General features: G+C 65.0%; 19 protein-coding genes. 13 read left to right on the forward strand and 6 right to left on the reverse strand.

The window, feature by feature from the left end; all coding sequences use genetic code 11:
• The first annotated feature begins 34 nt into the window (after window positions 1-34).
• From O0881_RS00910 to O0881_RS00935, 6 genes are all read left to right on the forward strand, one after another.
• Window positions 35-430, forward strand: coding sequence for a DUF2946 domain-containing protein (locus O0881_RS00910; RefSeq protein WP_289909667.1), 396 nt, complete (start codon window positions 35-37; stop codon window positions 428-430).
• Window positions 431-518: 88 nt separating this feature from the next.
• Window positions 519-2,606 (forward strand): TonB-dependent receptor, encoded by a 2,088-nt coding sequence (locus O0881_RS00915; protein ID WP_289909668.1) that lies wholly within the window; start codon window positions 519-521, stop codon window positions 2,604-2,606.
• 284 nt (window positions 2,607-2,890) lie between these two features.
• The gene (locus O0881_RS00920; RefSeq protein ID WP_289909669.1) at window positions 2,891-3,322 is read left to right on the forward strand and encodes a hypothetical protein; all 432 of its coding nucleotides are present in this window, start codon (window positions 2,891-2,893) and stop codon (window positions 3,320-3,322) included.
• A gap of 119 nt (window positions 3,323-3,441) precedes the next feature.
• The gene (locus O0881_RS00925; protein ID WP_289909670.1) at window positions 3,442-4,761 is read left to right on the forward strand and encodes a D-serine ammonia-lyase; all 1,320 of its coding nucleotides are present in this window, start codon (window positions 3,442-3,444) and stop codon (window positions 4,759-4,761) included.
• Window positions 4,761-5,696: a DNA-binding transcriptional regulator DsdC gene (gene dsdC, locus O0881_RS00930; protein ID WP_289909671.1), complete on the forward strand. Its 936-nt coding sequence runs from the start codon at window positions 4,761-4,763 to the stop codon at window positions 5,694-5,696. The genes O0881_RS00925 and dsdC overlap by 1 nt, the downstream gene beginning before the upstream one ends.
• A 43-nt stretch (window positions 5,697-5,739) precedes the next feature.
• Window positions 5,740-6,552, forward strand: a complete 813-nt coding sequence (locus O0881_RS00935) for a ferritin-like domain-containing protein (RefSeq protein ID WP_289909672.1) — start codon at window positions 5,740-5,742, stop codon at window positions 6,550-6,552.
• Between the two features lie 26 nt (window positions 6,553-6,578).
• On the opposite strand, the gene O0881_RS00940 is transcribed toward O0881_RS00935, so the two are convergent.
• The gene (locus O0881_RS00940; RefSeq protein ID WP_289909673.1) at window positions 6,579-10,013 is read right to left on the reverse strand and encodes a hypothetical protein; all 3,435 of its coding nucleotides are present in this window, start codon (window positions 10,011-10,013) and stop codon (window positions 6,579-6,581) included.
• A 264-nt stretch (window positions 10,014-10,277) separates the two neighbouring features.
• On the opposite strand from O0881_RS00940, the gene O0881_RS00945 reads away from it, so the two are divergent.
• The gene (locus O0881_RS00945) at window positions 10,278-10,508 is read left to right on the forward strand and encodes a hypothetical protein (RefSeq protein ID WP_251348963.1); all 231 of its coding nucleotides are present in this window, start codon (window positions 10,278-10,280) and stop codon (window positions 10,506-10,508) included.
• Window positions 10,509-10,513: 5 nt separating this feature from the next.
• Here the strand turns inward: O0881_RS00945 and O0881_RS00950 are convergent, their stop codons facing one another.
• The gene (locus O0881_RS00950; RefSeq protein WP_099664193.1) at window positions 10,514-11,563 is read right to left on the reverse strand and encodes a DNA topoisomerase IB; all 1,050 of its coding nucleotides are present in this window, start codon (window positions 11,561-11,563) and stop codon (window positions 10,514-10,516) included.
• Between the two features lie 92 nt (window positions 11,564-11,655).
• On the opposite strand from O0881_RS00950, the gene O0881_RS00955 reads away from it, so the two are divergent.
• Window positions 11,656-12,039, forward strand: coding sequence for a DUF1232 domain-containing protein (locus O0881_RS00955; protein ID WP_099664192.1), 384 nt, complete (start codon window positions 11,656-11,658; stop codon window positions 12,037-12,039).
• On the opposite strand, the gene O0881_RS00960 is transcribed toward O0881_RS00955, so the two are convergent.
• The 3 genes from O0881_RS00960 to O0881_RS00970 all read right to left on the reverse strand — a co-directional run bounded on the left by O0881_RS00960 (window position 12,036) and on the right by O0881_RS00970 (window position 15,809).
• A complete protein-coding gene (locus tag O0881_RS00960; protein ID WP_251348961.1) occupies window positions 12,036-13,226 on the reverse strand; it encodes a serine hydrolase domain-containing protein in 1,191 nt (396 codons plus the stop codon). The genes O0881_RS00955 and O0881_RS00960 overlap by 4 nt on opposite strands.
• Window positions 13,227-13,335: 109 nt before the next feature.
• The gene (locus O0881_RS00965) at window positions 13,336-14,631 is read right to left on the reverse strand and encodes a cation:proton antiporter (RefSeq protein WP_289909674.1); all 1,296 of its coding nucleotides are present in this window, start codon (window positions 14,629-14,631) and stop codon (window positions 13,336-13,338) included.
• A 50-nt stretch (window positions 14,632-14,681) separates the two neighbouring features.
• Window positions 14,682-15,809: a mechanosensitive ion channel domain-containing protein gene (locus tag O0881_RS00970; protein ID WP_289909675.1), complete on the reverse strand. Its 1,128-nt coding sequence runs from the start codon at window positions 15,807-15,809 to the stop codon at window positions 14,682-14,684.
• A 258-nt stretch (window positions 15,810-16,067) separates the two neighbouring features.
• Here O0881_RS00970 and O0881_RS00975 point away from each other — a divergent pair, with 258 nt between their 5' ends.
• The 4 genes from O0881_RS00975 (at window position 16,068) to O0881_RS00990 (ending at window position 21,457) form a co-directional block, all read left to right on the forward strand.
• The gene (locus O0881_RS00975) at window positions 16,068-18,344 is read left to right on the forward strand and encodes a trehalose-6-phosphate synthase (RefSeq protein ID WP_289909676.1); all 2,277 of its coding nucleotides are present in this window, start codon (window positions 16,068-16,070) and stop codon (window positions 18,342-18,344) included.
• Window positions 18,344-19,105: a trehalose-phosphatase gene (otsB, locus tag O0881_RS00980; protein WP_289909677.1), complete on the forward strand. Its 762-nt coding sequence runs from the start codon at window positions 18,344-18,346 to the stop codon at window positions 19,103-19,105. The genes O0881_RS00975 and otsB overlap by 1 nt, the downstream gene beginning before the upstream one ends.
• A 3-nt stretch (window positions 19,106-19,108) precedes the next feature.
• On the forward strand, window positions 19,109-20,938 hold the full coding sequence (locus O0881_RS00985) for a glycoside hydrolase family 15 protein (RefSeq protein WP_289909678.1): 1,830 nt from the start codon (window positions 19,109-19,111) through the stop codon (window positions 20,936-20,938).
• Between the two features lie 159 nt (window positions 20,939-21,097).
• Window positions 21,098-21,457: a hypothetical protein gene (locus tag O0881_RS00990; RefSeq protein WP_289909679.1), complete on the forward strand. Its 360-nt coding sequence runs from the start codon at window positions 21,098-21,100 to the stop codon at window positions 21,455-21,457.
• A 103-nt stretch (window positions 21,458-21,560) separates the two neighbouring features.
• Here O0881_RS00990 and O0881_RS00995 read toward each other — a convergent pair whose 3' ends face one another.
• Window positions 21,561-22,484: a LysR family transcriptional regulator gene (locus O0881_RS00995; RefSeq protein ID WP_289909680.1), complete on the reverse strand. Its 924-nt coding sequence runs from the start codon at window positions 22,482-22,484 to the stop codon at window positions 21,561-21,563.
• Between the two features lie 116 nt (window positions 22,485-22,600).
• Between O0881_RS00995 and mdcA the strand changes: the two genes are divergently transcribed.
• A complete protein-coding gene (gene mdcA / locus O0881_RS01000) occupies window positions 22,601-24,277 on the forward strand; it encodes a malonate decarboxylase subunit alpha (RefSeq protein WP_289909681.1) in 1,677 nt (558 codons plus the stop codon).
• Window positions 24,278-24,285 lie beyond the last annotated feature (8 nt).

Below are 24,285 nucleotides of genomic sequence, written 5' to 3' on the forward strand. Positions count from 1 at the left end.
GGCTGCAGGGCAGGGCGGCCGCTATAATGCCGCCATGTTTATTCGCCAAGGCCGCGCCGTCGTCGTCCTGTGGATCGCGTGCCTCGCCATCCTCATGGCCGCGCTCGCCCCCACCTTGTCGCGCGCGTTCACGGTCGCCAGCGGCCAGGCCGTGCCCAGCTTCGAGATTTGCTCGGTGGCGGGCGGCATGAACATGCTGCCCGTGAAATTGTCCACGGACACACCCGATCCCGCCAAGGGCGGCATGCGCATGGGCGATTGCCCGTGCTGCAGCATGCATGCCGACACCCTGGCGATACCGCCCACCTCCCTCGTGATCGCTTCCGGCGAACTGATCACGGGCTTGCTGCCCGAGTTGTTCTACCAATCCGCCACGCCCCTGTTCGCCTGGACGCCTGTCCAGCCCCGTGGCCCGCCCGCCGCTTTCTGATCTGTCCTTTCCCTGAACGGCCTTGCTTCGCACCCGTCGTGCGCTGGCGCCTGTTCGTCTTGCCCATACAGAAACTGAAAGCAGCACCATGAAACATTTACCGTTATTGATTTCCCTCGCCATCGCCATGCCTGCCGTGGCGCAAACGCGTACCGAAGCCGGCACTACCGTGTTGCCCGAAATGAAAGTCATCGTCACGGCCATAGGCGACGGCTACCGTCCTGCCGCCGACACGGCATTAATGCTGTCTAGCACGCCCGGCTACAGCGTGGCGGCCGGTGGCGGCGTGTCCGGCTTGCCGGTAGTCAATGGTTTCGCGGATGACCGCATCAAGATCCGCATCGACGGCATGGAAGTGACGTCCGCCTGTGCCAATCATATGAATGCGCCGCTGTCCTACATTGATCCGCAACAAGTGCAGCGCATCCGCCTGATCGCGGGCGTGACGCCCGTCAGCGCGGGCGGCGACAGCATCGCTGGCACCATCGAGGTGCAGTCGAACGCGCCCGTGTTCGCCCAGCCCGGTGCAGGCTTGCTGACGCAAGGCAGCTTTGCCGTCTCGGGACGCAGCGTCAACAACAGCGTGGCGACCAGCGTGAATGCGTCGGCCGCCAGCGACACCCTGAGCGTCGGCTACAGCGGCGCTTACACGCGCGGCCACAGCTATGAAGACGGCCGTGGCAACACCGTGCTGGCCAGCATGTATGAAAGCATCAACCAATCCATCGTGCTGGCGGCGAAAGGCCAGGGCCAGCAGCTGACCCTGCGCGCCGGCGTGCAGCACATCCCGTACCAGGGTTTTCCCAACCAGTACATGGACATGACGGACAACCACGGCCAGTTCGCCAATCTCGCTTACAAGGGCGAATTCGGCTGGGGCGTGCTGGACGCGCGCGCCTACTGGCAGCAGACGGACCACGAGATGGGCTTCTTCAGCAGCGAGCGCAAGGGCTCGATGCCGATGCTTACGCATGGACGCAACACGGGCTATGCGTTGATGGCCAGCTTGCCGATGGCGGCGGGCGAGTTGCGCCTGGGCCAGGAGTGGCACGGCTTCCGCCTCGACGACTACTGGCCGGCCGTGCCCGGCTCCATGATGATGGGGCCGCGGACCTACCTGAACATCAATGACGGCAAGCGCGACCGCACCGTGCTGTTTGGCGAACTGGAAACGCGCCACGATGCGCGCTGGACCAGCGTGCTGGGCGTGCGCGGCGAATCCGTGCGCATGGACACGGGCGACGTGCAATCGTATGGCACCAACATGATGAACATGCCGGACCTGATGGCCGCGAATGCCTTCAATGCGCGCAGCCGCAGCCAGCGCGACACGAATATCGATGCCTCGGCGCAAGCCACTTTCACGCCCGATGCGGCCAGCAGCTATGAATTCGCGCTGGCGCGCAAGGTGCGCTCGCCCAATCTGTACGAGCGTTATTCCTGGGGCCGCGGTTCGATGGCCATGACCATGACCAACTGGTTTGGCGATGGCAACGGCTATGTGGGCAATATCGACCTCAAGCCGGAGACGGCTTACACGGCGGCATTGACGGCCGACTGGCATGGCGGCGGCGAGGAGGGCTGGTTCGTGCGCGTCAATCCCTATTACAGCAAGGTCGACAATTACATCGATGTCGACGTGCTGGCGTCTTTCCACCCGTACATGAAAATGGGCGCGAATGGTAATTTGCTGCGCTTCGCCAACCACGACGCCAAACTGTACGGCGCCAATGTGGCATGGCAGCTGCCGCTGGCGCGCAGCAGCCAATGGGGCAGCTTGACCGCCAGCGGCAATGCGGCCTACACGCGGGGCAAGCGCAGCGATGGCGGCGACTTGTACCGCATGATGCCGTTCAACGCCTTGCTGGTCGTCGAGCACAAGCTGGGCGCCTGGAGCAACCGCATCGAAACGAAGATCGTGGCCCGCAAGGACAAGGTCGATGCGCGCCGCTTCGAACCGGAAACGGGCGGCTATGCCCTCGTCAACCTGCGCAGCAGCGTGGCATTGAACAAGATGACCAGCCTGAGCGCGGGCGTCAGCAACCTGTTCAACCGCGCCTACGCGGACCCGCTGGGCGGCGTCTACCTGTCGGGTTTGAAGGCGAACGGCGGGGCGCTGCAAGCCTTGCCGGCCGAGGGCCGGTCGATTGATCTGGGGCTGCAGCTGAAGTTCTAACAGCAATGGCGCCTTCCCGTTGCCGGCGCGGGAGGGGAAGGCGTCTGCCGTATGCGCCGCATCGGCGCTGGCCAGGTACTTGTGACAATGTGCGCATGTTTCTTCTTGGTAATTTGTTATGCTGCATAGCGTCCGGTTTTCGGCGTTTGCCGCACAGGCGGGCGATGGCGAGGTTTGCGGGTGTGGTATGAAGTGGGCGCCGTGCCGCTAAAGCCGTAGGGGGATTACTTTTCCTGGTTAATTCATCGTCATCCTGTTTCACCAATTAGTGCCATCGGAAACCTGTGAAATATCAAAAAATACTCGGCGAAGATGCCGCCGCCATCGTGCTGTCCCTTAGCGTTGTTGCATATGTGGCATCCCTGTTTTTAACGGCAATCGTGGACTCCCACGAAGTCTTGCTGGGCGGGGGCGTGTTATTGCTCGGCTGGCTAGGGCCGCTGGCCGGCAGTTTTGCCTGGTTTGCCAATCCGCTGCTTATTTTTGCCATGTATTTTTCGAAAGAGAAGCCCAGTGCCGCGATGCTGGCCGTTTTTTTTGGCTTTGTGCTGGCACTGACCACCTTTGGCATTAAAGAAATTCCTAGTGATAATGGTTCTTACGCGGTGCTGGGATTCGGCGCCGGATGCTATCTGTGGCTGGCCTGTTTTCCAGCCGTGTTTATTGCATCGTTCTTGAGCAGCAGAAAATCCAGGGCGCTTGCTCCTGGCAAATAGCCTTTTTTTCTGTTGCGGCATGACAGGTGACCTCCCGTCACCTGTTGGCTGATCAACCATCCTTTGCCAGGCGCGCCCGGATGCGGTCTAATCATGGCTTGTTCCTTCACGAGGTTGTCATGCTGCCCACTTCCGCCATCGCCGCGCTGTGCGAAAAATTTCCCCTGATTACAGAACTGATGGCCTTGCAGCCCTTGAGCTGGTTCAATCCCCGCATTGCGCCGGCGGCCGAGGCCTTGCACGACGTCGGCTTGACGGCGGACGATGTGGCGGATGCCGGCGCGCGCCTGGCGCGCTTTGCGCCATATCTGGCCAAGGCGTTTCCGGAAACGCAGGCCAGCGGCGGCGTCATCGAGTCGCCCGTCGTGCCGCTGCCCGCCATGCAGGCGGCGCTTGGCATGATGAGCGGTCAGCTATGGCTCAAGCAGGATAGCCATTTGCCCATTTCCGGTTCCATCAAGGCGCGCGGCGGCATCTATGAAGTGCTGAAGCACGCGGAAACGCTGGCGCTCGACGCCGGCTTGCTGAAGGAGGGCGACGATTACAGCGTGCTGGCCAGCGACGCCGTGCGCGCCTTCTTTGGCCAGTATGCGATCGCCGTCGGCTCCACGGGCAATCTGGGCTTGTCGATCGGCATCATGAGCGCGCGACTGGGCTTTCGCGCCACCGTGCACATGTCGGCTGACGCGCGGCAATGGAAAAAGGACAAGCTGCGCAGCCACGGCGTCACCGTCGTCGAATACGCGACCGACTACAGCGTGGCCGTGGAAGCGGGGCGCAGGCAGGCGGAGAACGACCCGACCTGCCACTTCGTCGACGATGAAAACTCGCACGACCTGTTTCTCGGCTATGCGGTGGCGGGCCAGCGCCTGAAAGCCCAGTTCGCCGCAAGCGGCGTCGCGGTCGATGCGGCCCACCCCTTGTTCGTGTACTTGCCGTGCGGCGTGGGCGGCGGCCCCGGCGGCGTGGCCTTCGGCTTGAAGCTGGCCTTTGGCGATGCCGTTCACTGCGTCTTCGTCGAACCGACCCACTCGCCGTGCATGCTGCTGGGCGTGCACACGGGTTTGCACGAGGGAATCAGCGTGCAGGAAATCGGCATCGACAATGTCACGGCCGCCGATGGCCTGGCCGTGGGACGCCCGTCCGGTTTCGTCGGACGCGCCATGCAGCGGCTGATCGACGGCTACGCCACCGTCACGGATGAAGAACTGTACCGCTTGCTGGCGACGCTTGAGCAAACGCAAGGCTGGCGTTTGGAACCGTCCGCCGTGGCCGGTTTCGCCGGCATCCAGCCCGTCCTGGCCGCGCCGCAATACCAGCAGCACCTGGAAACGGCCACGCATCTGGTGTGGGGCACGGGCGGCAGCATGGTGCCGGAGCAGGAGATGGCCGCCTACGTGGCGCGCGGCCGCGCCTTGCTGGCGGCCGGAGCCGCTTGATGCCGGCCAGCGCGTCGCCTCCGGCCACGCTTGGGGCCACGCTCACGGCCAGCCAGTTCGCCAACCTGCACACCTTTCTAGTGGCGGCGCGCCATGCCAGTTTCGCGCTGGCGGCGCAGGAACTGGCGCTCACGCCCAGCGCCGTCAGCCACCGCATCGCGCGGCTGGAAGCGGGGCTGGGTCTGCGCTTGTTCGAACGCCTGACGCGCCAGGTCAGGCTGACGCAGGACGGCGAGCGCATCTTCGCGGCCCTGCAAACGGGCTGGGACAGCCTGCATGCGGCCCTTGCCGGCGGCGATGCGCTGACGGGCAGCGTCACCGTGCATGCGCGCCCGTCGGTCGCGCAATGCTGGCTGGTGCCGCGCCTGGCGGGCTTCGCTGCACAGTATCCGGACGTGTCGATCGACTTGCGCGTGGGCAATGACGCCGTCGACTTTCGCGCCGGCCAGGTCGACCTGGCCTTGCACTATGGCGACGGCCACTTTCCCGGCCTCGTATCGCGCAAGCTGATGGATGAATGGCTGGCGCCCGTCTGCAGCCCGCAGTATGCGCGCGACCACGGCTTGCAGGATGCGCCACACAACTTGCCCGGCGCGACGGTGCTGCACGACACCCTGGCCTGGCCCGCCTGCGCGCCCGATGCCGAGTGGCGGTTGTGGCTGGACAAGCAGGCACCAGGGGCGAGTCTGCCCGCGCGCAGCCTGCGCTTCGACCGCGCCGACCTGTGCGCCCAGGCGGCCATCCACCACGCGGGCGTGGCCATGGGCCGGCGCCAGCTGGTGCAGCCGTGGCTGGCCAGCGGCCAGCTGATCCTGCCGTTCGGCGGATTCAACTTGGCCAGCCCGCAGGCGTATTACCTCGTGCACGCCGCGCGCACACCGCTGCCGGCCAGAGTGCAGGCGCTGTCCGACTGGCTCGTGGGGCAGGCTATTTGATACACTGCGCCCCTTACCAAGCAACGCGCCAGAAAGCAGCCCCATGCAACCATCTCCCTTGACCTCCACCGCGCCAGCGGAATTGCGCGCATCTGCGCTCGCTTGCCTGCTCGAACCCGACCCGGCAACGAAGGTGGCGATGGTGGCGGCCATGGCCGCAGCCGGGCTGGCGCTGGACGTCAAGGCGCCGCTGGCGCCATCCGGCGTCGTGCCGGGCCGGCCCGCGCGTCCGGAGCTGGTGCCGCCGCGCCTGGTGGGACGGCGCTCGATGATCACGCCGGAAGGGCGCGCCATGCTCGTTCACGCTTTGGCCCACATCGAATTCAATGCGATGAACCTGGCGCTCGACGCCCTGTGGCGCTTCCCGGACTTGCCCGCTGAATACTATACGGACTGGTTGCGCGTGGCGAAGGAGGAAGCGACGCATTTCGCCATGCTGCAGGCGCATTTGCAGGTGCTGGGCCACACGTATGGCGACTTTCCCGGCCACGACAGCCTGTGGGAAATGGTCGACAAGACGCGCGGCGACGTGCTGGCGCGCATGGCGCTGGTGCCGCGCACCCTGGAAGCGCGGGGGCTGGACGCGATTCCGCCGCTGCGCGCCAAGCTGGCGCAGGCGGGCGACATGGCCGCCGCCGCCATCCTCGACATCATCCTGCGCGATGAAGTGGGGCACGTCGAGATCGGCAACCGCTGGTACGGCTACCTGTGCGATCAGCGGGGGCTGGAATTGCGCGCCACCTATGCCGAGCTGGCGCTGCGCTACGAAGCGCCCACCCTGCGCGGCCCGTTCAACCTGGAAGCGCGGCGCCGGGCGGGGTTTTCGGAGCTGGAACTGTCCGACTTGCCTGCCTGAATACGCCCGGGGCGCCGCCCGGCTGTTCAAGGATGGGCCGTCATGCTCAGATGCCAGTGGTGCAAGTGGGACGGGTCGATGCTCACCTTGAGGGGTTTGGTCCACACCGGCACGCCCGGTATCCGCGCGTGCGGCGGGTTGGCGAAACAGCCGTCGATGAGGGCCAGCTTGATGAAGCGGTGGCCGATGTAGACGACGCGCGTGCTGGCGGCGCCCGCTTCCAGGGTCAGCATGGCCCGGTTGGCCGTGATCCATGCCCCCAGCCTGGCCAGTTTCGGCTTTTTCGGCAAGCCGGCCGCCACTTCCGCTTCCGCATCGTTGATCAGCTGCAAAATGGCGGCGCCATTGCCCAGGCCGCCCAGCTCGTCCGAGTAGCCGCCCGCGCCATCCGCGTAGCGCATGTCGATCTGCTGGCCATCGCTGTGGCCGTCGTGGTCGAGGATGGAGCGGCCTGACGCCTCCTGCGTCACGTGCTGGCCGCTGATATCGTTGAAACGGTAGGGTTTTCCCGCCAGCCAGGCGATGGTCAGGCGCGTGGCCCACGAGTCGCCGCCGTCATCGCGCGGCCCGTAGCGCCGCTTCGCCAGCGCCGCTTCGTTGTGGGCAAGATACAGCGGGGTGAACGCCGTGTCGCCCTTGAGCGCCACTTGCCCCCCTTCCGCGGGGTCGGACACCGCGTTGGCATTGCCGACGCGTCCCTTCAGGCGGACGGTGAGCACGGCTTTCTTGTCGATTTTCGGCCCCGGAAAGTCGGGCAGCTTCAGGCGCGGGAAGGTGATCCTGTCCTTGCCGCGGATGTTGGCCTGGTCGAGCAGATTGACCGTGCTGAAGGCCGGGTTGGCGCCGTCGGCCGACATGCCGATATTCACCTCGGTCAAGTTGACCCGCTCCGGCGAATAGCGTACTTCCAGTGAGATGGTGTGCCGGTCGGGCGTGTTTTGCGGCACGGACACGTAGGGGCCGGGGAGGTTGTGCGTGAGATTGCGCGGCTGCAGCAAGGGATGCAGGTCCGCATTGATGGGGAAGAAGCGCGCCCGCGTGATCTTCAAGCCCTTGCAGGCCAGGCTCAGTTCCACCGTGGCGAGCGTGGCCAGCAGGCTGTCGCCGATATTCGTGGCGCTGACGGCGCCCGTGATGACGAGCGGCCCCGCCCTGGTTTGCTGGCTGACATCCACGCATTCCGTCCTGACGGTGGTGCCTTGCGTGAAATGCGACTGATTGACGGCGCCCATGTTTGCCAGGTCGACGCCCGGCAAGCCGACCACGACGTAGGACCAGGTATCGTTGTACTGGCTTTGCTGGGTCGTGTAGGTGGGATATTCGGCCGTCCTGACGGTGATTTTCACGCCCACGTCCTGCGTGCCTTTCGGTACCGTGTAGTTGAAGGGCCGCACGACGGTCTGGTTTTGCGGGCCGGCCGTGGCGGTGAAGGACTGCGTGCCGTCCAGGTCCTCATCCTGCGGCGTGGCCGGCGCCGGCGCCGGCGCCGGCGCGGCCATGGCCTGCGCCGCTTGCCGCGCCGGCGGCGCGGCGCCATCCTGCGTCACGGGTGCGGCGATCCATGGCGCCGTCGCCGCCTGCAAGCCGGGGCCGGCGGCATACGGGTAGGTGATGCTGACGTTGACGATGGTGCTGGTGGGGAAGATGGCCGTGCTGATGCCGACGACATTCGGATGGTCGAGGTCGTTCAGGGTCAGCTGGTAGGTGTCGGGAATGACGCCGTCGAAATGGAAGGCGCCCGCCGCGTCGATCACGGCCACGCGGCGCAGGTGGAAGTTATAGCCAGTGAGCAAGATTTTCTTGCCGGCCAGGCCGCTGGCGTTGCCGCCTGCCGGCGTGCGCATCTGGCCCTGCAGCACGGTGGCGGCCTTGATGACGGTGAGCGCGTACGACACGGCAAATTCGCCATCCTGCGTGACAAAATTCAGGTGCAGCTGCAGCGCGCCAGCCGGCAGCACGTTCAGCAGTTGCTGCATGGCCGTGGCGCTGATGCTGAAGCTGCCCGTGTCCGCATGAAAGACCCAGTAGGAATGGATGGCCACCGTCGCGCCGCTCTGCGCCGCCAGGAAGCCGCCGCTGTCGTTGCGCAGGTTCATCGGCGCCACGCCCTCGAGGCGGAAGGAGAGGCCGCCGGGCTGCAGCGTATTGTTCGGCCCCAGGCCGCCGATGGCCAGCTTCGGCGGCGCGGGCGGCAGCGAGCCGTTCTCGAGCGGCTCGACATACACGTGCAGGGCTGTCGGCAGCTCGCTCTGGATCAGCAGGTCGAGGGTGGTGACGATGTTGCCCTTGGTGACAAAAAACTGCGCGTGCTGGTCTTCGCCCGTGTCGCCCGGGGTGGAAAAGCGCAGGCTGCCATCTTTCAGCAGCACGTCCGTCACGGCGCCGCTGGCCGCGACCTTGTCGGCTCCGGCGGGAAAGCCCAGTTCGGCCAGCGGCAGGCTGACCACCTGCGCCGGTCGCACGGGGTCGAGCGCCACGCTGGCGCCGGACGTGATGTTCCACGCCAGGCCGCCAAGCTCGAACGGACGCGTGCGGTCGATGCGCAGGGTGATGGTGTCGTCGGGAGTGACCGTCGCGCTCGCGTCCATGCCGCCGGCCAGGACGCTGTCGTCCACGATGCTGGCGCCGGCGGGTACGCTGGCCAGGATGGCGCGCACGTTGCTTGCCGCTTCGCTGCCATTGTTGCGGATGCTGATGCGGAACGTGTATTCGTAGATGCGGCGGTTGATGCGCTGCTCGCCCACCTTGCGCAATGCCGTCACCGTGAAGGGGCCGGCAGCCAGGCCGGCGTCCGCGCTGGCCGCCAGGGGCGCGGCCGTGTCCGGCCCCAGCGTATCCGCATCCGCCGCCAGCATGACTTTCGGCGTGGGCGGCTGCGTGGGATCGTTCGAACCGCCGCAGGCGCACAGGCTCAGGGTCAGCAATGGGGCCAGCACGGCGGCGGCCAGCTGCCGGCGCCGCAGGCACAGTATGGCCAGCACGCCGGCCAGCAGCAGCCAGGGCGTGGAGGGCAGGGCGATGGCGGCCGGCTGCGTGACGCCCGTATCGAGTTCGATGAAGGAAACGGGGTCGAGGATGGAAAACGGCTGGGCGCCGGGGCTGCCCGCGCCCAGGTAGTCGAAGGTGACGGAAAAGCCCGTGGCCGTGGCGCCGGGATTGATGCCGCCGGCCAGCGCCAGCGCGTCGAGGTAGCCGCTGGCGGGGATGGCGGGATCGGGCTGTACCAGCAGCACGTCCCAGCCGGGCGCCGTGGAAACGTTGTGCAGGCTGGCGTACCGGCCCACGCTGAAGAACAAGGTGAATTCCCCGATGGGCACGCCCAGGGTGGTATTGCTGACGGTATAGTCGTAGCGCCACTGCGTGCCGCCCAGCGCCGTTGCCGTGTAGCCGATGCGGGTGGCGTGCGCGGCGGACATGGCGCACAGCAGCAGCGCCAGCAGCACCTGTTTGATAAAACCCATGATCGTCCCCCCGTTGACTGGCGCCAAGCGTGCCCAGGCAAGAGGTCAAGCAGGAAGCGTTCCCGTACAAAATATGGTGTAAAAACAAGGGCTTGGCTGAGGCGGGCTGGCGCCGGTGTCAAATCCGCCGACACGGGTTTTTATGGCTGAGCCTGTCAGCGCTGTCCTACTTATCTTGTCGAAACTGTCTGATTGTATGCCTTGCGGAAACACGCGATGATGATGTTCATGCTGCAACAGCCAACCAGTCCGACGGAGTATGCGATGCAAAAGCCAGTCCAGTCCATCCACGTGAACAAGCCGTTCCTGCTGATTTGCCTGTTTACTTTCTCGACCCTGGCGGCCACCTTGATGAATACGGACGAGGCGCGGACGGACGATGCCCCACCGGCGCCCGTGGCGCGCGATGCAGGTCACGGCGCCTTACCCGTCTGCCGCAGCGACGCCCTCACGCTGTCGGCCCAGTGCCAGCCCCAGCCAGCCCGCCAGGCTTGATGGGGTCAGGCCTGCAGGCGCTGCTGCAGCAAGGCCAGCACGGCCGCTTCTTCCGGCGCCAGCGCCGGCAAGTTTTCCTGTAATTGCTGCCGCGCCCGCGCGCGCATGCCTTCCCATAAACTGCCATCCAGATACGATTCCAGCACGGCCGGGTGCACATAGCACTTGCGGCAGATCGTCGGCGTGTTGCCCAGTTTTTTTGCCACCGACTCGATCGCTTGCACGATGTTTTTCTTCGCTTGCGCCTCGGAATCGACCTGCTCGAACGCCTGCAGGGCCAGCGCGGCCAGCAGGGTGCCGGACCAGGTGCGGAAATCCTTGGCCGTGTAGTCTTCGCCCGTCACTTCGCGCAGGTAATCGTTGACGTCGCCCGAATCGACGCCGTGGCGCGCGCCATCCTCATCGACATATTGAAACAGTTCCTGCCCCGGCAGCTCGCGCATGCGCTGCAGCACCCTGGCCAGGCGCCGGTCGCTCAGGCGGATATCGTGGCGCACGCCGCTCTTGCCCTTGAAGCGGAAGGCCACGGCGCTGCCGTCGAGCTGCACGTGGCGCGTGCGCAGGGTCGTCAGGCCAAATGATTTATTGGTGCGCGCATATTCTTCGTTGCCGATGCGCATCATCGTCAATTCCAGCAGGTGGACGATGGTGGCCAGCACTTTTTCACGGGGCAAGCCGGGCAGCTGCATGCCGCGCGCGACGGCAGCGCGGATGGCGGGCAGGGCGCGGCCAAAACTGAGCATGCGCTCATATTTCACTTCATCGCGCACCTGGCGCCAGCGCGCATGGTAGCGGTACTGCTTGCGGCCCCGCGCATCGCGCCCCGTCGCCTGCAGGTGGCCAGTCGCGTGCGGGCAGATCCACACGTCCGTCCAGGCGGGCGGTATGGCCAGTGCCTTGATGCGCGTCAAGGCGGCGGCATCGCGCAGGAACTGGCCGTCCCCGTCGCGGTAGCGGAACTTGCCGGGCTTGCCCAGGCGGGCGATGCCGCGCTGGTGGTCGCCCGTGTAGCGCAGGCCGGCGGCGCGGGCCGTGGTGGTGGCGGATATTTCCATGACGATAGCTTACCTTGCACGCCGCGCGCCCGGCGCGCCGTTATGCTAAGGTGCGCATTCGTAACGCCGTGCGCGGCAGACAGGAGCAGCAGATGTTTGGCAGAAAAAAGAATCTGGAAGAAGACCACGCCCCCCAGGCCGACAAGCAGTATGAAAAGAAATACACGGATGACAGCTTCTGGGACAAGGTCGTCAAGTTTGCCAAGACGGCGGGGCGCGAAGTCATCGAAAAAGCCCTGTGGCTGTACTACGCGGCGCAGCAGCCGAACACGCCGCTGTGGGCCAAGACGGCCATCTATGGCGCGCTCGGCTATTTCATTTCGCCCATCGATGCGATTCCCGACATCACGCCCGTCGTCGGCTATGCGGATGACCTGGCCGTGCTGGCGGCGGCCGTCGCCACGGTCGCCACCTACATCACGGCCGACGTCAAGGAACGGGCCGCCGAGAAACTGCGCGGCTGGTTCGGCGCCTAGGCTTTCTTTGCCGCCGGCGCGCCGCTGCCCCCATGGGCCAGCAGGCGCAGCACGACTTCTTTCTGGAATGAACGAAACTCCTTGTCCGCGCTGACGTTGGCGAAGGCCAGCACGGCCGTCTTGCTGGCGCGGTCGACGCAGACGACGGACGCGGCGCCCGGGTCGCCGCCGCTGTGCGTGGCCAGCGGCTTGCCGTCGACGTCGCGCAGCAGCCACACCAGGGCCTGGCGCACGGATGAATCGGCGGGCACGACGGGAGCCGCTTGCGGGGCGAAAAACAGTTGCAGGGTGGCGTCTTGCAGGTAGCGGTGGCCATCGACCCGGCCACCATTGCTGAAAATGGCCAGGAAACGGGCGAAGTCATGCGCCGAGCTGCGCAGCAGGCCGGCCGGCCAGTCCGGATAGCCGACGGGCGGCAGCACTTGCAGGCCCGGCTCCTTGTGCACATACGGCTGGGCGACGACGGCGCGCCGCGGCAAGCCGGCCAGGCTCCACGCCGTATGGTCCATGCCCAGCGGTTCGAACAGGTGCTCGTGCGTAAAGGCGTCGAGGCCATCGGGGTTCACGCGGCCCACCAGATAGCCGAGCAGGGCGATGCCGACATTGCTGTAGCGCCATTCCGTGCCGGGCCGTGCCGCAAACGACACATCCGCGTCGTACCAGGCGCCGCCGCGCGACAGATAGCCCTTGACGAAGTCGCGCAGCGGTAATCGCGGGTCGCCCTGCACGGCAAACGCCGTCGTCTTTTCGTACACGGCGTCGGAAATGCCCGAGGTGTGGTTGAGCAGATGGCGAAAGGTGATGGGCACGTCGGGAAACTTCGGGTGCATGAGCGGGAAGTCCAGGTAGGCCGCCACCTTGTCGTCCAGCTGGAAGGCGCCCTGTTCCAGCAGCATCATGACGGCCGCGGCCGTGACGAGCTTGCTGACGGACGCGACATGGAACACCGTGTTGGCATCGGCCTTCTTGCCGGCCTGGATGTCGGCCCAGCCATAGCCGCGCGCGAAAATGGTCTGTTCGCCGCGCACCACGGCCACGCCCATGCCCGGCGTTTCCGTGCGGGCCAGTCCATCGCGCATGAAGCCGTCAAATTCCGTTTCCCACGCCAGCCTGGCCGGATCGGTGGCGCAGCCCGTTTGCAGCAGGGCCAGTGAGACGCCCAGTCCCAGCACGCTTCGTCGTTTCATTGATTCTCTCTTTTGCCATTTTTAATTATCTTAACAACATTTCCGCCCAGCATAGGGGCGATTGACAAAACATTGCTTTGAACCAATGACAAAGTTGGCCGACTGGTGCCTATTTGCGCCAGTAGCGTTCCAGCAGGGGCTTGACCGTCAGGCCGTGCGCGACGATGGACAGGATGACGACGACCAGGGTGATGTCGGCCAGTTCGCGCGCCAGGCCGCGCGGCAAGCCATGCGCGATGGCATAGCTGAGGTAGTACAGCGAGCCGATGCCGCGCACGCCGAACCAGGCGGCCAGCCCGCGCAGGCGCACGCTGGTGCCCGAAGCGAGCAAGCCGAGCATCACGCTGGCCGGGCGCGCCACCAGCAGCAGGAACAGCGCCACGCTCCACGCCTGCCAGCGCCAGGCGGCGGCCGTGACGGCGCCGCCCAGCAACAGTACCAGGGTCAGTTCGGACAGGCGTTCCAGGTGTTCCTTGAAGACGAGCGATTCGCCGCTGACCGTCAGCGTCACCTCGCCGTCGTGCGCCCTGGCAGCGGACGCGGCGTGGGTTTCCCCCGCTTGCAGCAAGCCTTGCCGGTCTTTCGGCGCACCGGCCAGCCGCAGTTCCGTCTGGCGCAGGGCCACGCCGGCAAAGAACACGGCCAAGAAGCCCCACGCGTGCAGCCAGGTCGCCACGCCGTACACGCAGGCGATCAGGCCCAGGGCCGCCAGGTCGTCCAGCATCGCGTGTTTCGGTTCCTTGGCGCGCACCTGCCAGGCCAGCCACGCCAGCAGCGCGCCGCCGGCCGCGCCCAGGGCGATGGCGCCCGCGCTGGCCCAGACCAGATCGCGCCACAGCCAGGTGGCGCCATGGGGACCCAGCTCATGCAGGCCCAGCAATCCCAGGCCCAGCATGACGAAAGGAAAGCCGCTGCCATCGTTCATGCCCGCTTCGCTGGTCAGGATGAAGCGCAATTGCTCGCTGTCGCCCGCATGGCGCAGCTGCACGTCCGTGGCCAGCACGGGGTCGGTGGGCGCGAGGATGGCGCCCAGCAGCACGCCCGCGCCCAGGGGCAGGTCCAGCACCAGGCGTGCAAAGGCCGCCACCAGGGCCACGGAGATGGCCATCGACAGCCACGCCAGGCGCAGCGGCGGCAGCCAGCGCGCCAGGCTGAACGGCACGGGCATCTTCACGCCGGCGGAAAACAGGGAAATGAGGACGGCGATTTCCGTCAGGGTTTCCAGCAGGGGCGCCTGTTGCACCAGGTCGAAGGCAAACAGGCCGAGGAACATGGGGCCCAGCAGCAGGCCCACGCCCAGGTAAGCCATGGCCGAGGTCAAGGGCAGGCGCGCGATGCCGTCGGCGCCCAGGCCGCGCGCCAGCATCAGGCAGCCGATCAGGATGAACCAGGCGGTGGTGCTCATGCGCCTTATTCTAGCGGCGCGCGGGCGAGGGCAGCGCGCCGCAGGTTTTGTCAAGCCTTGTGCTGCGCCTTGTACAGCGACACGCTGTCGTTCTGTGCCTGCATGGCGTGCAGCTCGATGGGGTCGTGCGTGGAGCGCAAGCGGGGCAAGCCGTGCGGATAGTGGGCCGTGATAAAGGCCAGCATCTGCTCGCGCACGATGCAGCGCAGCTCGAAAGCGAGGCCCGAATCTGCCGCACTGACGAGGAAGCGCACGCGCACGGCCCGCTCGTTCGAATCCGTCGCCTGCACCGTGCAGACGCGGCCATCCCATTGCGCGGCTCCTTCGCAGATGCGCGTCAGTTCCGCGCGCAGCGGGTCGAGCGGGATGCTGAAATCGAGCCACAGGAACACCGTGCCCAGCAGGGTGGACGAGCTGTGCGTCCAGTTCTCGAACGGATTTTCAATGAACCATTGCAGCGGCACGATCAGGCGGCGCTCGTCCCACACGCGCACGACGACATACGTGCCCTTGATTTCCTCGACCTTGCCCCATTCGCCATTGACGATCAGCACGTCGTCGATGCGGATGGGTTGCGAAAACGCAATTTGCAACCCGGCAATGAAATTGCCCAGCACGGGACGGGCGGCGATACCGGCCACCAGGCCCGCCACGCCGGCCGACGCGAGCAGGCTGGCGCCGATCTGCCGCGCGCCGGGCAAGGTCAGCAGCACGAAGGCCAGGCCCAGGATGACGACGATGGCGTGCGCGCTGCGCGTGAGCACGCGGGCTTGCGTGATCAGGCGGCGCGCGCGCAGGTTGTCGGCCACGTCGACGGGGTTGACTTCGGAAATCGTGATGGACAGGGCCTGGATGCATTGCATGGCCAGCCAGGTCAGCGCGATGATCAGCGCCACGCTGGCGAGATGCGACATGGCCAGCAAGCCCGGCGTGTCGTCGGGCGCGCCGGCCAGCACCATGCGCAGGCCGAAGACGATCACGCACAGCTGGCTGGCGCGGAAGGCCAGGCGCGTGGCGTTGGTGGTGAACGGGCGGCCATTGGCCAGCCTTTTCAGCAAGCTGATGCCGGCCCGGTGCACGCCGATGGCGACCACGGTGACGAGCAGGGCGGAAACGAGCACGGTCAGCGCCGAGCGCAGCGGGCCTCCCATCAGCGAGTGGAACGTGCTGAGATCCATAGGCGAAAACTCCTTGTTCTTAGTGAAATGGATGTCGGAAGCGGTATTTTACGGGCAGATGGCGTAACGGGGGCGTGCGTTGCCGTACGGATAAGACCTGCGTCAAGGTGGATACTGGAAGAAATTGCTGCGCTGCGCCATGCCACGTTGACGTTTCGCTACGGAAAGCAAACGGGCGTCGCCGCAGTGGAAACATAGTCATACTTGCCATGCTTTTTGTTTTTGCAAAGGAAAACGATGATAGTACGATCACTCCGAATGTCCTTGCGCTTCATCCTGCCACTGGCCCTGGTGCTGGGATTGTTTGCTTATATCGTGGTACCCCTGCTCGACAACATCACCCTGCGCTGGTATGTGCGTGACCTCGACAGCCGGGCAGAATTGCTCGCTGGAACCCTCCGGCCCTCGCTCACCGAATACCTGCCCGCGCAAGACGCCACGCGCGTCAAAGAACTGTTCCGGGGCGCCACGCGCGACGAACGCCTGATCGCCATCGGCTTTTGCGACAATGCAGGCCACTTGCTGTACCAGTCCGCGCAATACCCAACTTCCATCGGCTGCTGGAGCACGCCTCCCACGGGCGGCCTGTACAAATCCCTCGCGCAATTGCCGCAGGGCCAGGTCCACCTCAGCGAAACCCCCGTCATGCAGGATGCGTCCCAGCTGGGACGGCTGGTGCTGGTGCAGGACATGAGCTTTGTCGAGCGCCGCAATACGGATACCAAGCGTTTCATCTTTGCCTTCCTGGCCGTGCTGGCCGTGCTGATTTCCCTGATGACCGTGTTCGTGGCCCACCTGAGCTGGCGCGGCTGGCTGTCGGCCGTGAAAGATATTCTGCGGGGCGAATTGTTGCCGAAAAGTAATGGGGCCGTGGCCGCCGCCGCACCCGCCGCCGCGCCCGCGCCGCCGCCGGAAATGCAGCCGCTGATCGGCGATCTGCGCGAATTGCTGCAGGAATACCACCTGGAACGCCAGGGCGATAACGGCTGGTCGTCCGACTGGACGCCGGACAAGCTGCGCGGCTTGCTGGAAGCGGATCTTGCGGGAGATCAAGTGCTGGTGGTATCGAACCGCGAACCGTACATCCACACGAAAACGGACGATGGCAGCGGCGACATACGCGTGCAGCGCCCCGCCAGCGGCCTGGTGACGGCCGTGGAAGCCGTGATGCGCGCCTGTTCCGGCACGTGGATCGCGCATGGCGCCGGTTCCGCCGACCGCGAGACGGTGGATAAACTCGACCATGTTCCCGTGCCGCCGGACAATCCCAGCTATACCTTGCGCCGCGTATGGCTGACGGAAGAGGAAGAGCAGGGCTATTATTATGGTTTCGCCAATGAGGGCATGTGGCCGCTGTGCCATATTGCCCACGTGCGCCCCGTGTTCCGCTCGTCCGACTGGGAGCAATATGTGAAGGTCAACCGCCGCTTCGCCGACGCCGTGATCGCCGAAGCGAAGACGGACAACCCCGTCGTGCTGGTGCAGGATTACCACTTCGCCTTGCTGCCGCGCATGGTGCGCGAAGCCTTGCCGAAGGCGACGATCATCACCTTCTGGCATATCCCCTGGCCGAATTCCGAATCGTTCGGCATTTGCCCATGGCGCGAAGAAATCCTCGACGGCTTGCTGGGCAGCACCATCCTCGGCTTCCACACGCCATTCCACCGCAAGAATTTCCTCGAAACGGTGGACCGCTACCTGGAAACCCGCATCGAGCCGGAAGCGTCGACCATTTCCTACGGCGGCGAGATGACGCAGGTCGAGGATTACCCGATTTCCATCGCCTGGCCCGAGGATGACCCGGCGCAGCCCGACGTGGCCACCTGCCGCGCGCAAATTCGCAGCGAGCTGGGCGTGGCCCAAGACCACTTGCTGGGCATCGGCGTGGACCGCCTCGATTACACGAAAGGCATCGTCGAGCGCTTCCAGGCCGTCGAGCGCATGCTGGAGCAGCAGCCTGGCATGGTGGGCAATTTTACCTTTGTGCAAATCGCCGCCCCCAGCCGCGCTTCGCTCGATGAATATCAGAGTTTTGACGCCAGGGTGCGCAAGATGGTCGAGCGCATCAACCGCCGTTTCGGCAGCGGAGATTACGTGCCCATCCTGCTGAAAGCGGAGCACCACGGCCAGGACGATTTGCAGCGCTATTTCCGCGCCTCGGAAGTGTGCATGGTGACAAGCTTGCATGACGGCATGAATCTGGTGGCCAAGGAATTCATCGCCGCGCGCGACGACGAACTGGGCGTACTTGTTTTAAGTCAATTCACGGGCGCCGCGCGCGAGCTGCACGAAGCGCTGATCATCAACCCGTATCACATCGAGCAGGGCGCGGACGCCCTGTACCGCGCCCTCGTGATGCCGCCCGTGGAACAGCGCGAGCGCATGAAGAGCATGCGGGCCCGCGTGAAACATTTCAATGTGTACCGCTGGGCCGGGCGCATGCTGCTGGACGCGGCCCGTTTGCGCCAGCGCGACAAGGTCATGACCAAGATCGACGCCCACAGCCGCATCAAGCGGCGCAAGGGGATGATCTGATGGCCGATACCCCTGACGATAGCGCGGCCTTGCTGCAACTGCTGGGTACGCCCGGCACAGGCGTTTTCCTCGACTTCGACGGCACCCTGGTCGACCTGGCGCCCACGCCCGACGGCGTGCGCCTGGAAGCGGGCGTCATTGAGGCGCTGGCGCTGCTGGCCGAACGCCACGGCGGCGCGCTGGCCGTCATTTCCGGGCGTCCCGTTACGCAGATCGACGCCATGCTGGCGCCCCTGGTGTTGCCGGTGGCCGGCGTGCATGGCGTGGAGCGGCGCGGCGCCGATGGCACGTTCAGCGTGGCGGCCACGCCCGACGTGTCGCCCGTGCTGGCGCGCGCGCAGGCGCTGGCGGCGATGCACCCCGGCTTGCTGGTGGAATGCAAGCGGGGCGCCGTGGCCCTGCATTACCGGCTGGCGCCCGAACTCGAACAACTGTGCATGCAAGAAATGACGGCGGCCGTGCAAGCGTGCCCAGGGGTATTGCTATTGCATGGCAAAATGGTCCTGGAAGCCAAGCCGTCCGCCACGGACAAGGGCGGCGCCATCGCCGCCTTCATGCAGGAAACCCCGTTCGCCGGCCGCCGGCCCGTGTTCGCGGGCGACGACACCACCGATGAGGCAGGCTTTGTCTTTGTTCAACAAGCAGGCGGGCAGGGCGTGAAAGTGGGCAGCGGCCCCAGCGCCGCCACCCTGCGCCTGGCCAGCCCGCGCGCCTTGCGCGCCGCGCTGCTGGCCGCGTCCGTATCCCCTTTCAAGGAGTAGCCGATGACCATATCCCATGAACAAGCTGATGACACCCCCGGCGGCGCGCCCGCGCAAGCGTCCCTCAACTGCGGCGTGGTGGGCAATTGCGCCTTCAGCGCCCTGATCGACCAGGCGGGGCAGGTCGTCTGGTCGTGCCTGCCCCGTTTCGACGGCGATCCCGTCTTCAACCGCTTGCTGGACGACACTGAAAACGGCAGCGTGTGGGCCATCGACATCGAAAACTTCGCCCGCAGCGAGCAAGTCTACGAGCCGAATACGGCCGTGCTGCGCACGCGGCTGTACGATACGCAGGGGCGCGGCGTGGAAATCACGGATTTCGCGCCCCGATTCCTCAGCCGCGACCGCATGTTCCTCCCGCTGATGCTGATCCGCCGCGTCCGGCCGCTCGACCACGCCGTGCGCATCCGCGTGCGCCTGCGCCCCCGCTACGACTGGGGCAAGCTGGCGCCGCAGATCACGCAGGGCAGCCACCACATCCGCTACGTGGGGCCGGAACAGACCTTGCGCCTGAACACCGATGTATCGCTCAACTATGTACTGAGCGAAACGTATTTCGTGCTGGGCGGCACGGCCAACTTCCTGCTTGGCCCTGATGAGACCCTGGCCGGCGGCATCGACGAAACGGCGCGCATCTTCGAAAAGGAAACCATCAATTATTGGCGCACCTACACGCGGCGCCTGGCCGTGCCGCTGGAATGGCAGGACGTGGTCATCCGCGCCGCCATCACATTAAAACTGTCTTTATATGAAGACACGGGCGCCATCATCGCCGCCATGACCACCAGCATCCCGGAAGCGCCGGGCAGCAGCCGCAACTGGGATTACCGCTATTGCTGGCTGCGCGACGCCTTCTTTGTCGTGCGGGCATTGAACAGCCTGTCGGAAGTGGGCACCATGGAAGAATACCTGCGCTGGCTGACGAATATCGTCGCCCGCTCGAAGGGCGGCCACATCCAGCCCCTGTACGGCATCGGCCTGGAAGAGCAGTTGCCCGAATCCATGCTCGACCACTTGCCCGGTTACCGCGGCAACGGCCCAGTGCGTGTCGGCAACCAGGCGCAGGAACATTTCCAGCACGATGTCTACGGCAACATTGTATTAGGCGCGGCGCAGGCCTTCCTCGACCACCGATTGTTCCACCGGGCGGGAAAAGCCGAGTTTGCCGCGCTGGAAGCCGTGGGCGACCAGGCATTCAGATTGCACGCGGAGCCGGACGCGGGCATGTGGGAGCTGCGCACGCGGGCCAGGGTCCACACCTCGTCTATGCTGATGAGCTGGGCCGCCTGCGACCGCCTGGCCAAGGTCGCGCACAAGCTGGGCCTGGACGACCGGGCCGACCACTGGAACAGCCGCGCCGTGCTGATCCGCGAACGCCTGTTGCGCGAAGCGTGGAGCGAAGAGCGCCAAGCCTTCGCGGAAAGCCTGGGCGGACGCGACCTGGACGCGTCCGTGCTCTTGATGGCGGAAGTCAACTTCATCGACCCCATGGATCCCCGTTTCATCGCCACCGTCGATGCGCTGGAAGCATCGCTGTGCGACGGCCCCTACATGCGCCGCTACGAAGCGCCCGACGACTTTGGCAAGCCCGAGACGGCCTTCAACATCTGCACCTTCTGGCGCATCGACGCCCTGGCCCGCATCGGCAGGAAGGACGAAGCCCGCAAAATCTTCGAAACGATGTTGATGGCGCGCAACCACCTGGGCTTGCTGTCGGAAGACACGCATCCCGTGACGGGCGAAATGTGGGGCAATTTCCCGCAGACGTATTCGATGGTGGGCTTGATTAACTGCGCGGTGCGGTTGTCGGCGCCTTGGGATAGCGCGATTTGATTGTACCGTGCTCCAGTCTCGTGAGCAGTCCATGCCAGTCCCTATAATGGGCGCGTTGACCTGCTTGCGGGCGTTTTAGCGTCAGGTCATAACAATCGTTGGCGCGCAGGCTCACGAAACGCCGAATGGCATCCACACAGATGAATACGAAATATCGAGATGACGACCGTAAGCGAAATCTTAACGACAATAAATAAGAGTATTTTTTTTGAGACTATTTTTCAGAAAGATACTGACTGGGATGCTGCATTGTGCGCCAGGGACACTTTTGAGTTTGATGGCGCATGGTGTGCCAGCTACGAAAAAGTGAGCTCATCTTGTCCACCCGAGGGCGCCCTGGTGAGGGAGATCAGGGAGATCGCATTCAAGAAAGTGTATCAAGTCACTGAAAATTCCGACCTTGCTGGATATGTGTCGGACGACATGGGCTTGATTGCGCAGGCGTGTCACAATAAAGTCGAGATCGACTTTATCGACAATCTCTGGAAAACCTATATGCACGGAGAATTTCCAACTTGAGCTGATACTGCCCAGTTGAAGATTGCAAGTGGCCCCGTTTTCCATGCGCCCCAGCATCGCAGCGCGGCGCTCCTGTGCCACTGTTTCCACGTGCGACTCCATTTCAGCTATCAGTTGCGCGCTCGCCACGCCCATACAACCTGCACTCCGCCGCCAGCGCCAGCAGATTCGGGTCGCGCTCGCGGCTGCTCAGCATCAGCAGGGTGATTTGCTGGTGCGAGCCGTAGCGGGCGTCCAGGGGCAGCAGTTCGATGCGCGAGCTGAAGGCGCGGACTCTGCCGGGCAGCAGGCTGTAGCCGATGCCGCCGCTCACCAGGTTGATCAGCGAGAAGATGTCGCCCACCCTCATGGCCGTGTCGGGCACGAAGCCCGCCAGCTCGAATGCATGGTTGAAGCTTTGCGAGGTGACGAAACCCTCGTTGAGCGTGACGAATTTGTCGTCGCGCAATTGTTGCAAGTCCACGGAAGCGGCCCCCGCATAGGGCGAAGCCAGCGGCGCGGCCAGGAAGATGTCGTCCTGGAACAGGGGCACGGCCACGAGGCCCGCATGCTGTTCGTCTTCCTGGACGCCGACGATGATGGCGTCCAGCCTGCCATCGGCCAGGCTTTGCAGCAGGTCGCGGTTCGAGCCCAGGGTCAGGTCGATGTCCAGGCCCGGCCGGCGCAGTTTCAGGGCGATCACCAGTTGCGGGATGCAGTGCAGGGTCAATGAATACAGCGAGCCGATCTTCAGGCGCACGGGGTTGATGCCCGACATTTCGCGCACCTTGCGCACGCCTTCCTCGCACTCGGCCAGCGCGCGCCGCGCCGATTCGGCAAAGGTGTAGGCCGCATGCAGGGGGATCAGGCTGCGGCCCTCGCGCTTGAACAGGGGGCAGCGCAAGCCGTCTTCCAGCGAGTGCAGGGCGCGGTGCACGCTGACGGTGCTCTGGCCCAGCGCATCGGCCACCCGCGCCAGGTTGTTCAATTCCATAAAGCTGAGAAACACTTCCAGCTTCTTCAAGGTAATTTCTTCGTTGATGGCCATGGCTAGCCTCTTTTATGGCAGTTCATTAACTTCAAGGTAATGAACATGGTAGCAGGTTGATTGTCGCGGTGACGCTTTCGTTCTATCGTCGGGGTTCGATAGCTCATTCCGGAGGCATGATGTCAACCGCCACAGCAGCGCCAGCGCAGCGGCAAAAACAATGGGACACGCGGCGCACGGAGAAGCGCCGCCGCCTGGAAGCCGTGCGCCAGTACGCGAGCGGCCCCGTGCTGCAACAGGGCGACATGGTCGCCGTGCTCGAAGCGCTGCTTGCGCCGGGCGACCGCGTCGTTCTTGAAGGAAATAACCAGAAGCAAGCCGACTTTCTCGCCCGCATGTTGACCCAGGTCAACCCCGACAAGATCCACCATCTGCATCTGATCATGCCCAGCGTCAGCCTGCCCGAGCACCTGGACTTGTTCGAGCGGGGCATCGCCCGCAAGCTCGATTTCTCGTTTGCCGGCACGCAAAGCCTGCGCATCGCGCAATTCCTGCAGGATGGCTTGCTGGAAGTGGGCGCCATCCACACGTATATCGAGCTGTATGCGCGCCTGTTCGTCGACCTCACGCCCAACGTCGTCATGGTGGCCGGCTACATGGCGGACCGCCAGGGCAATCTGTACACGGGCCCCAGCACCGAGGACACGCCCACGCTGGTCGAATCGGCCGCCTTCCGCGACGGCATCGTCATCGCCCAGGTGAACCAGATCGTCGACGACGTGAGCGACTTGCCGCGGGTCGACGTGCCCGGCTCGTGGATCGATTTCGTCGTGCAGTCCGACAAGCCGTTCTTCATCGAGCCCTTGTTCACCCGCGACCCGCGCGTCATCAAGCCCGTGCACGTGCTGATGGCCATGATGGCGATTCGCGGCGTGTATGAAAAACACCAGGTGCAGTCGCTCAATCACGGCATCGGTTTCAATACGGCCGCCATCGAACTGATTTTGCCCACCTACGGCGAGCAGCTGGGCTTGAAGGGCAAGATTTGCCGCAACTGGGTGCTCAACCCCCATCCGACCCTGATTCCCGCCATCGAGACGGGCTGGGTCGAGAGCGTGCACTGCTTCGGCGCGGAGCTGGGTATGGAAGGCTATGCGGCCGCCCGGCCCGACGTGTTCTTCACGGGCCGCGACGGTTCCATGCGCTCGAACCGCGCCCTGTGCCAGCTGGCGGGCCAGTATGCGGTCGACCTGTTCATCGGCGCCACCCTGCAGATGGATGGCCTGGGCAATTCGTCCACCGTCACCAACGGCCGCCTGGCCGGTTTCGGCGGCGCGCCCAACATGGGCCACGATCCGCACGGCCGGCGCCACCCGACGCCCGCCTGGCTGGACCTGATCGAGACGGACGACCCGCTCGCGCGCGGCAAGAAGCTGGTGGTGCAGATGGTCGAAACGTTCCAGGACGGCGGCCAGCCGACCATCGTCGAATCGCTCGACGCCGTGGCCGTGGGCCAGGCCAGCGGCATGCCGCTGGCGCCCGTGATGATCTACGGCGACGACGTCACCCACGTGCTGACGGAAGAGGGCATCGCCTACCTGTACAAGGCCCGTTCGCTCGACGAACGCAAGGCCATGCTGGCGGCGGTGGCTGGCGTGACGCCCATCGGCCTGCGCCACGACCCGAAGACGACGGCGAAACTGCGCGCCGACGGCTTGATCGCGCTGCCCGAGGATATCGGCGTGCAGCGGGGAGCGGCGAACCGCTCGCTGCTGGCCGCGAAAAGCATCGCCGACCTGGTCGAATGGTCCGACGGCCTGTATCAACCACCCGCCAAATTCAGGAGCTGGTAATGATGACA

It is taken from the genome of Janthinobacterium sp. SUN100 (assembly GCF_030397705.1).
Classification (GTDB): domain Bacteria; phylum Pseudomonadota; class Gammaproteobacteria; order Burkholderiales; family Burkholderiaceae_D; genus Janthinobacterium; species Janthinobacterium kumbetense.

Excerpts from the sequence above, each read along its gene's own strand:
- O0881_RS00965 (WP_289909674.1), bottom strand. The coding sequence starts at position 14,631 with ATGAGCACCACCGCCTGGTTCATCCTGATCGGCTGCCTGATGCTGGCG.
- O0881_RS00990 (WP_289909679.1), top strand. The coding sequence starts at position 21,098 with ATGACGACCGTAAGCGAAATCTTAACGACAATAAATAAGAGTATTTTT.
- O0881_RS00995 (WP_289909680.1), bottom strand. The coding sequence starts at position 22,484 with ATGGCCATCAACGAAGAAATTACCTTGAAGAAGCTGGAAGTGTTTCTC.
- O0881_RS00945 (WP_251348963.1), top strand. The coding sequence starts at position 10,278 with ATGCAAAAGCCAGTCCAGTCCATCCACGTGAACAAGCCGTTCCTGCTG.
- O0881_RS00985 (WP_289909678.1), top strand. The coding sequence starts at position 19,109 with ATGACCATATCCCATGAACAAGCTGATGACACCCCCGGCGGCGCGCCC.
- O0881_RS00940 (WP_289909673.1), bottom strand. The coding sequence starts at position 10,013 with ATGGGTTTTATCAAACAGGTGCTGCTGGCGCTGCTGCTGTGCGCCATG.
- O0881_RS00960 (WP_251348961.1), bottom strand. The coding sequence starts at position 13,226 with ATGAAACGACGAAGCGTGCTGGGACTGGGCGTCTCACTGGCCCTGCTG.
- O0881_RS00910 (WP_289909667.1), top strand. The coding sequence starts at position 35 with ATGTTTATTCGCCAAGGCCGCGCCGTCGTCGTCCTGTGGATCGCGTGC.
- dsdC (WP_289909671.1), top strand. The coding sequence starts at position 4,761 with ATGCCGGCCAGCGCGTCGCCTCCGGCCACGCTTGGGGCCACGCTCACG.
- O0881_RS00975 (WP_289909676.1), top strand. The coding sequence starts at position 16,068 with ATGTCCTTGCGCTTCATCCTGCCACTGGCCCTGGTGCTGGGATTGTTT.
- O0881_RS00970 (WP_289909675.1), bottom strand. The coding sequence starts at position 15,809 with ATGGATCTCAGCACGTTCCACTCGCTGATGGGAGGCCCGCTGCGCTCG.
- O0881_RS00950 (WP_099664193.1), bottom strand. The coding sequence starts at position 11,563 with ATGGAAATATCCGCCACCACCACGGCCCGCGCCGCCGGCCTGCGCTAC.
- O0881_RS00955 (WP_099664192.1), top strand. The coding sequence starts at position 11,656 with ATGTTTGGCAGAAAAAAGAATCTGGAAGAAGACCACGCCCCCCAGGCC.
- O0881_RS00915 (WP_289909668.1), top strand. The coding sequence starts at position 519 with ATGAAACATTTACCGTTATTGATTTCCCTCGCCATCGCCATGCCTGCC.
- otsB (WP_289909677.1), top strand. The coding sequence starts at position 18,344 with ATGGCCGATACCCCTGACGATAGCGCGGCCTTGCTGCAACTGCTGGGT.
- mdcA (WP_289909681.1), top strand. The coding sequence starts at position 22,601 with ATGATGTCAACCGCCACAGCAGCGCCAGCGCAGCGGCAAAAACAATGG.
- O0881_RS00925 (WP_289909670.1), top strand. The coding sequence starts at position 3,442 with ATGCTGCCCACTTCCGCCATCGCCGCGCTGTGCGAAAAATTTCCCCTG.
- O0881_RS00935 (WP_289909672.1), top strand. The coding sequence starts at position 5,740 with ATGCAACCATCTCCCTTGACCTCCACCGCGCCAGCGGAATTGCGCGCA.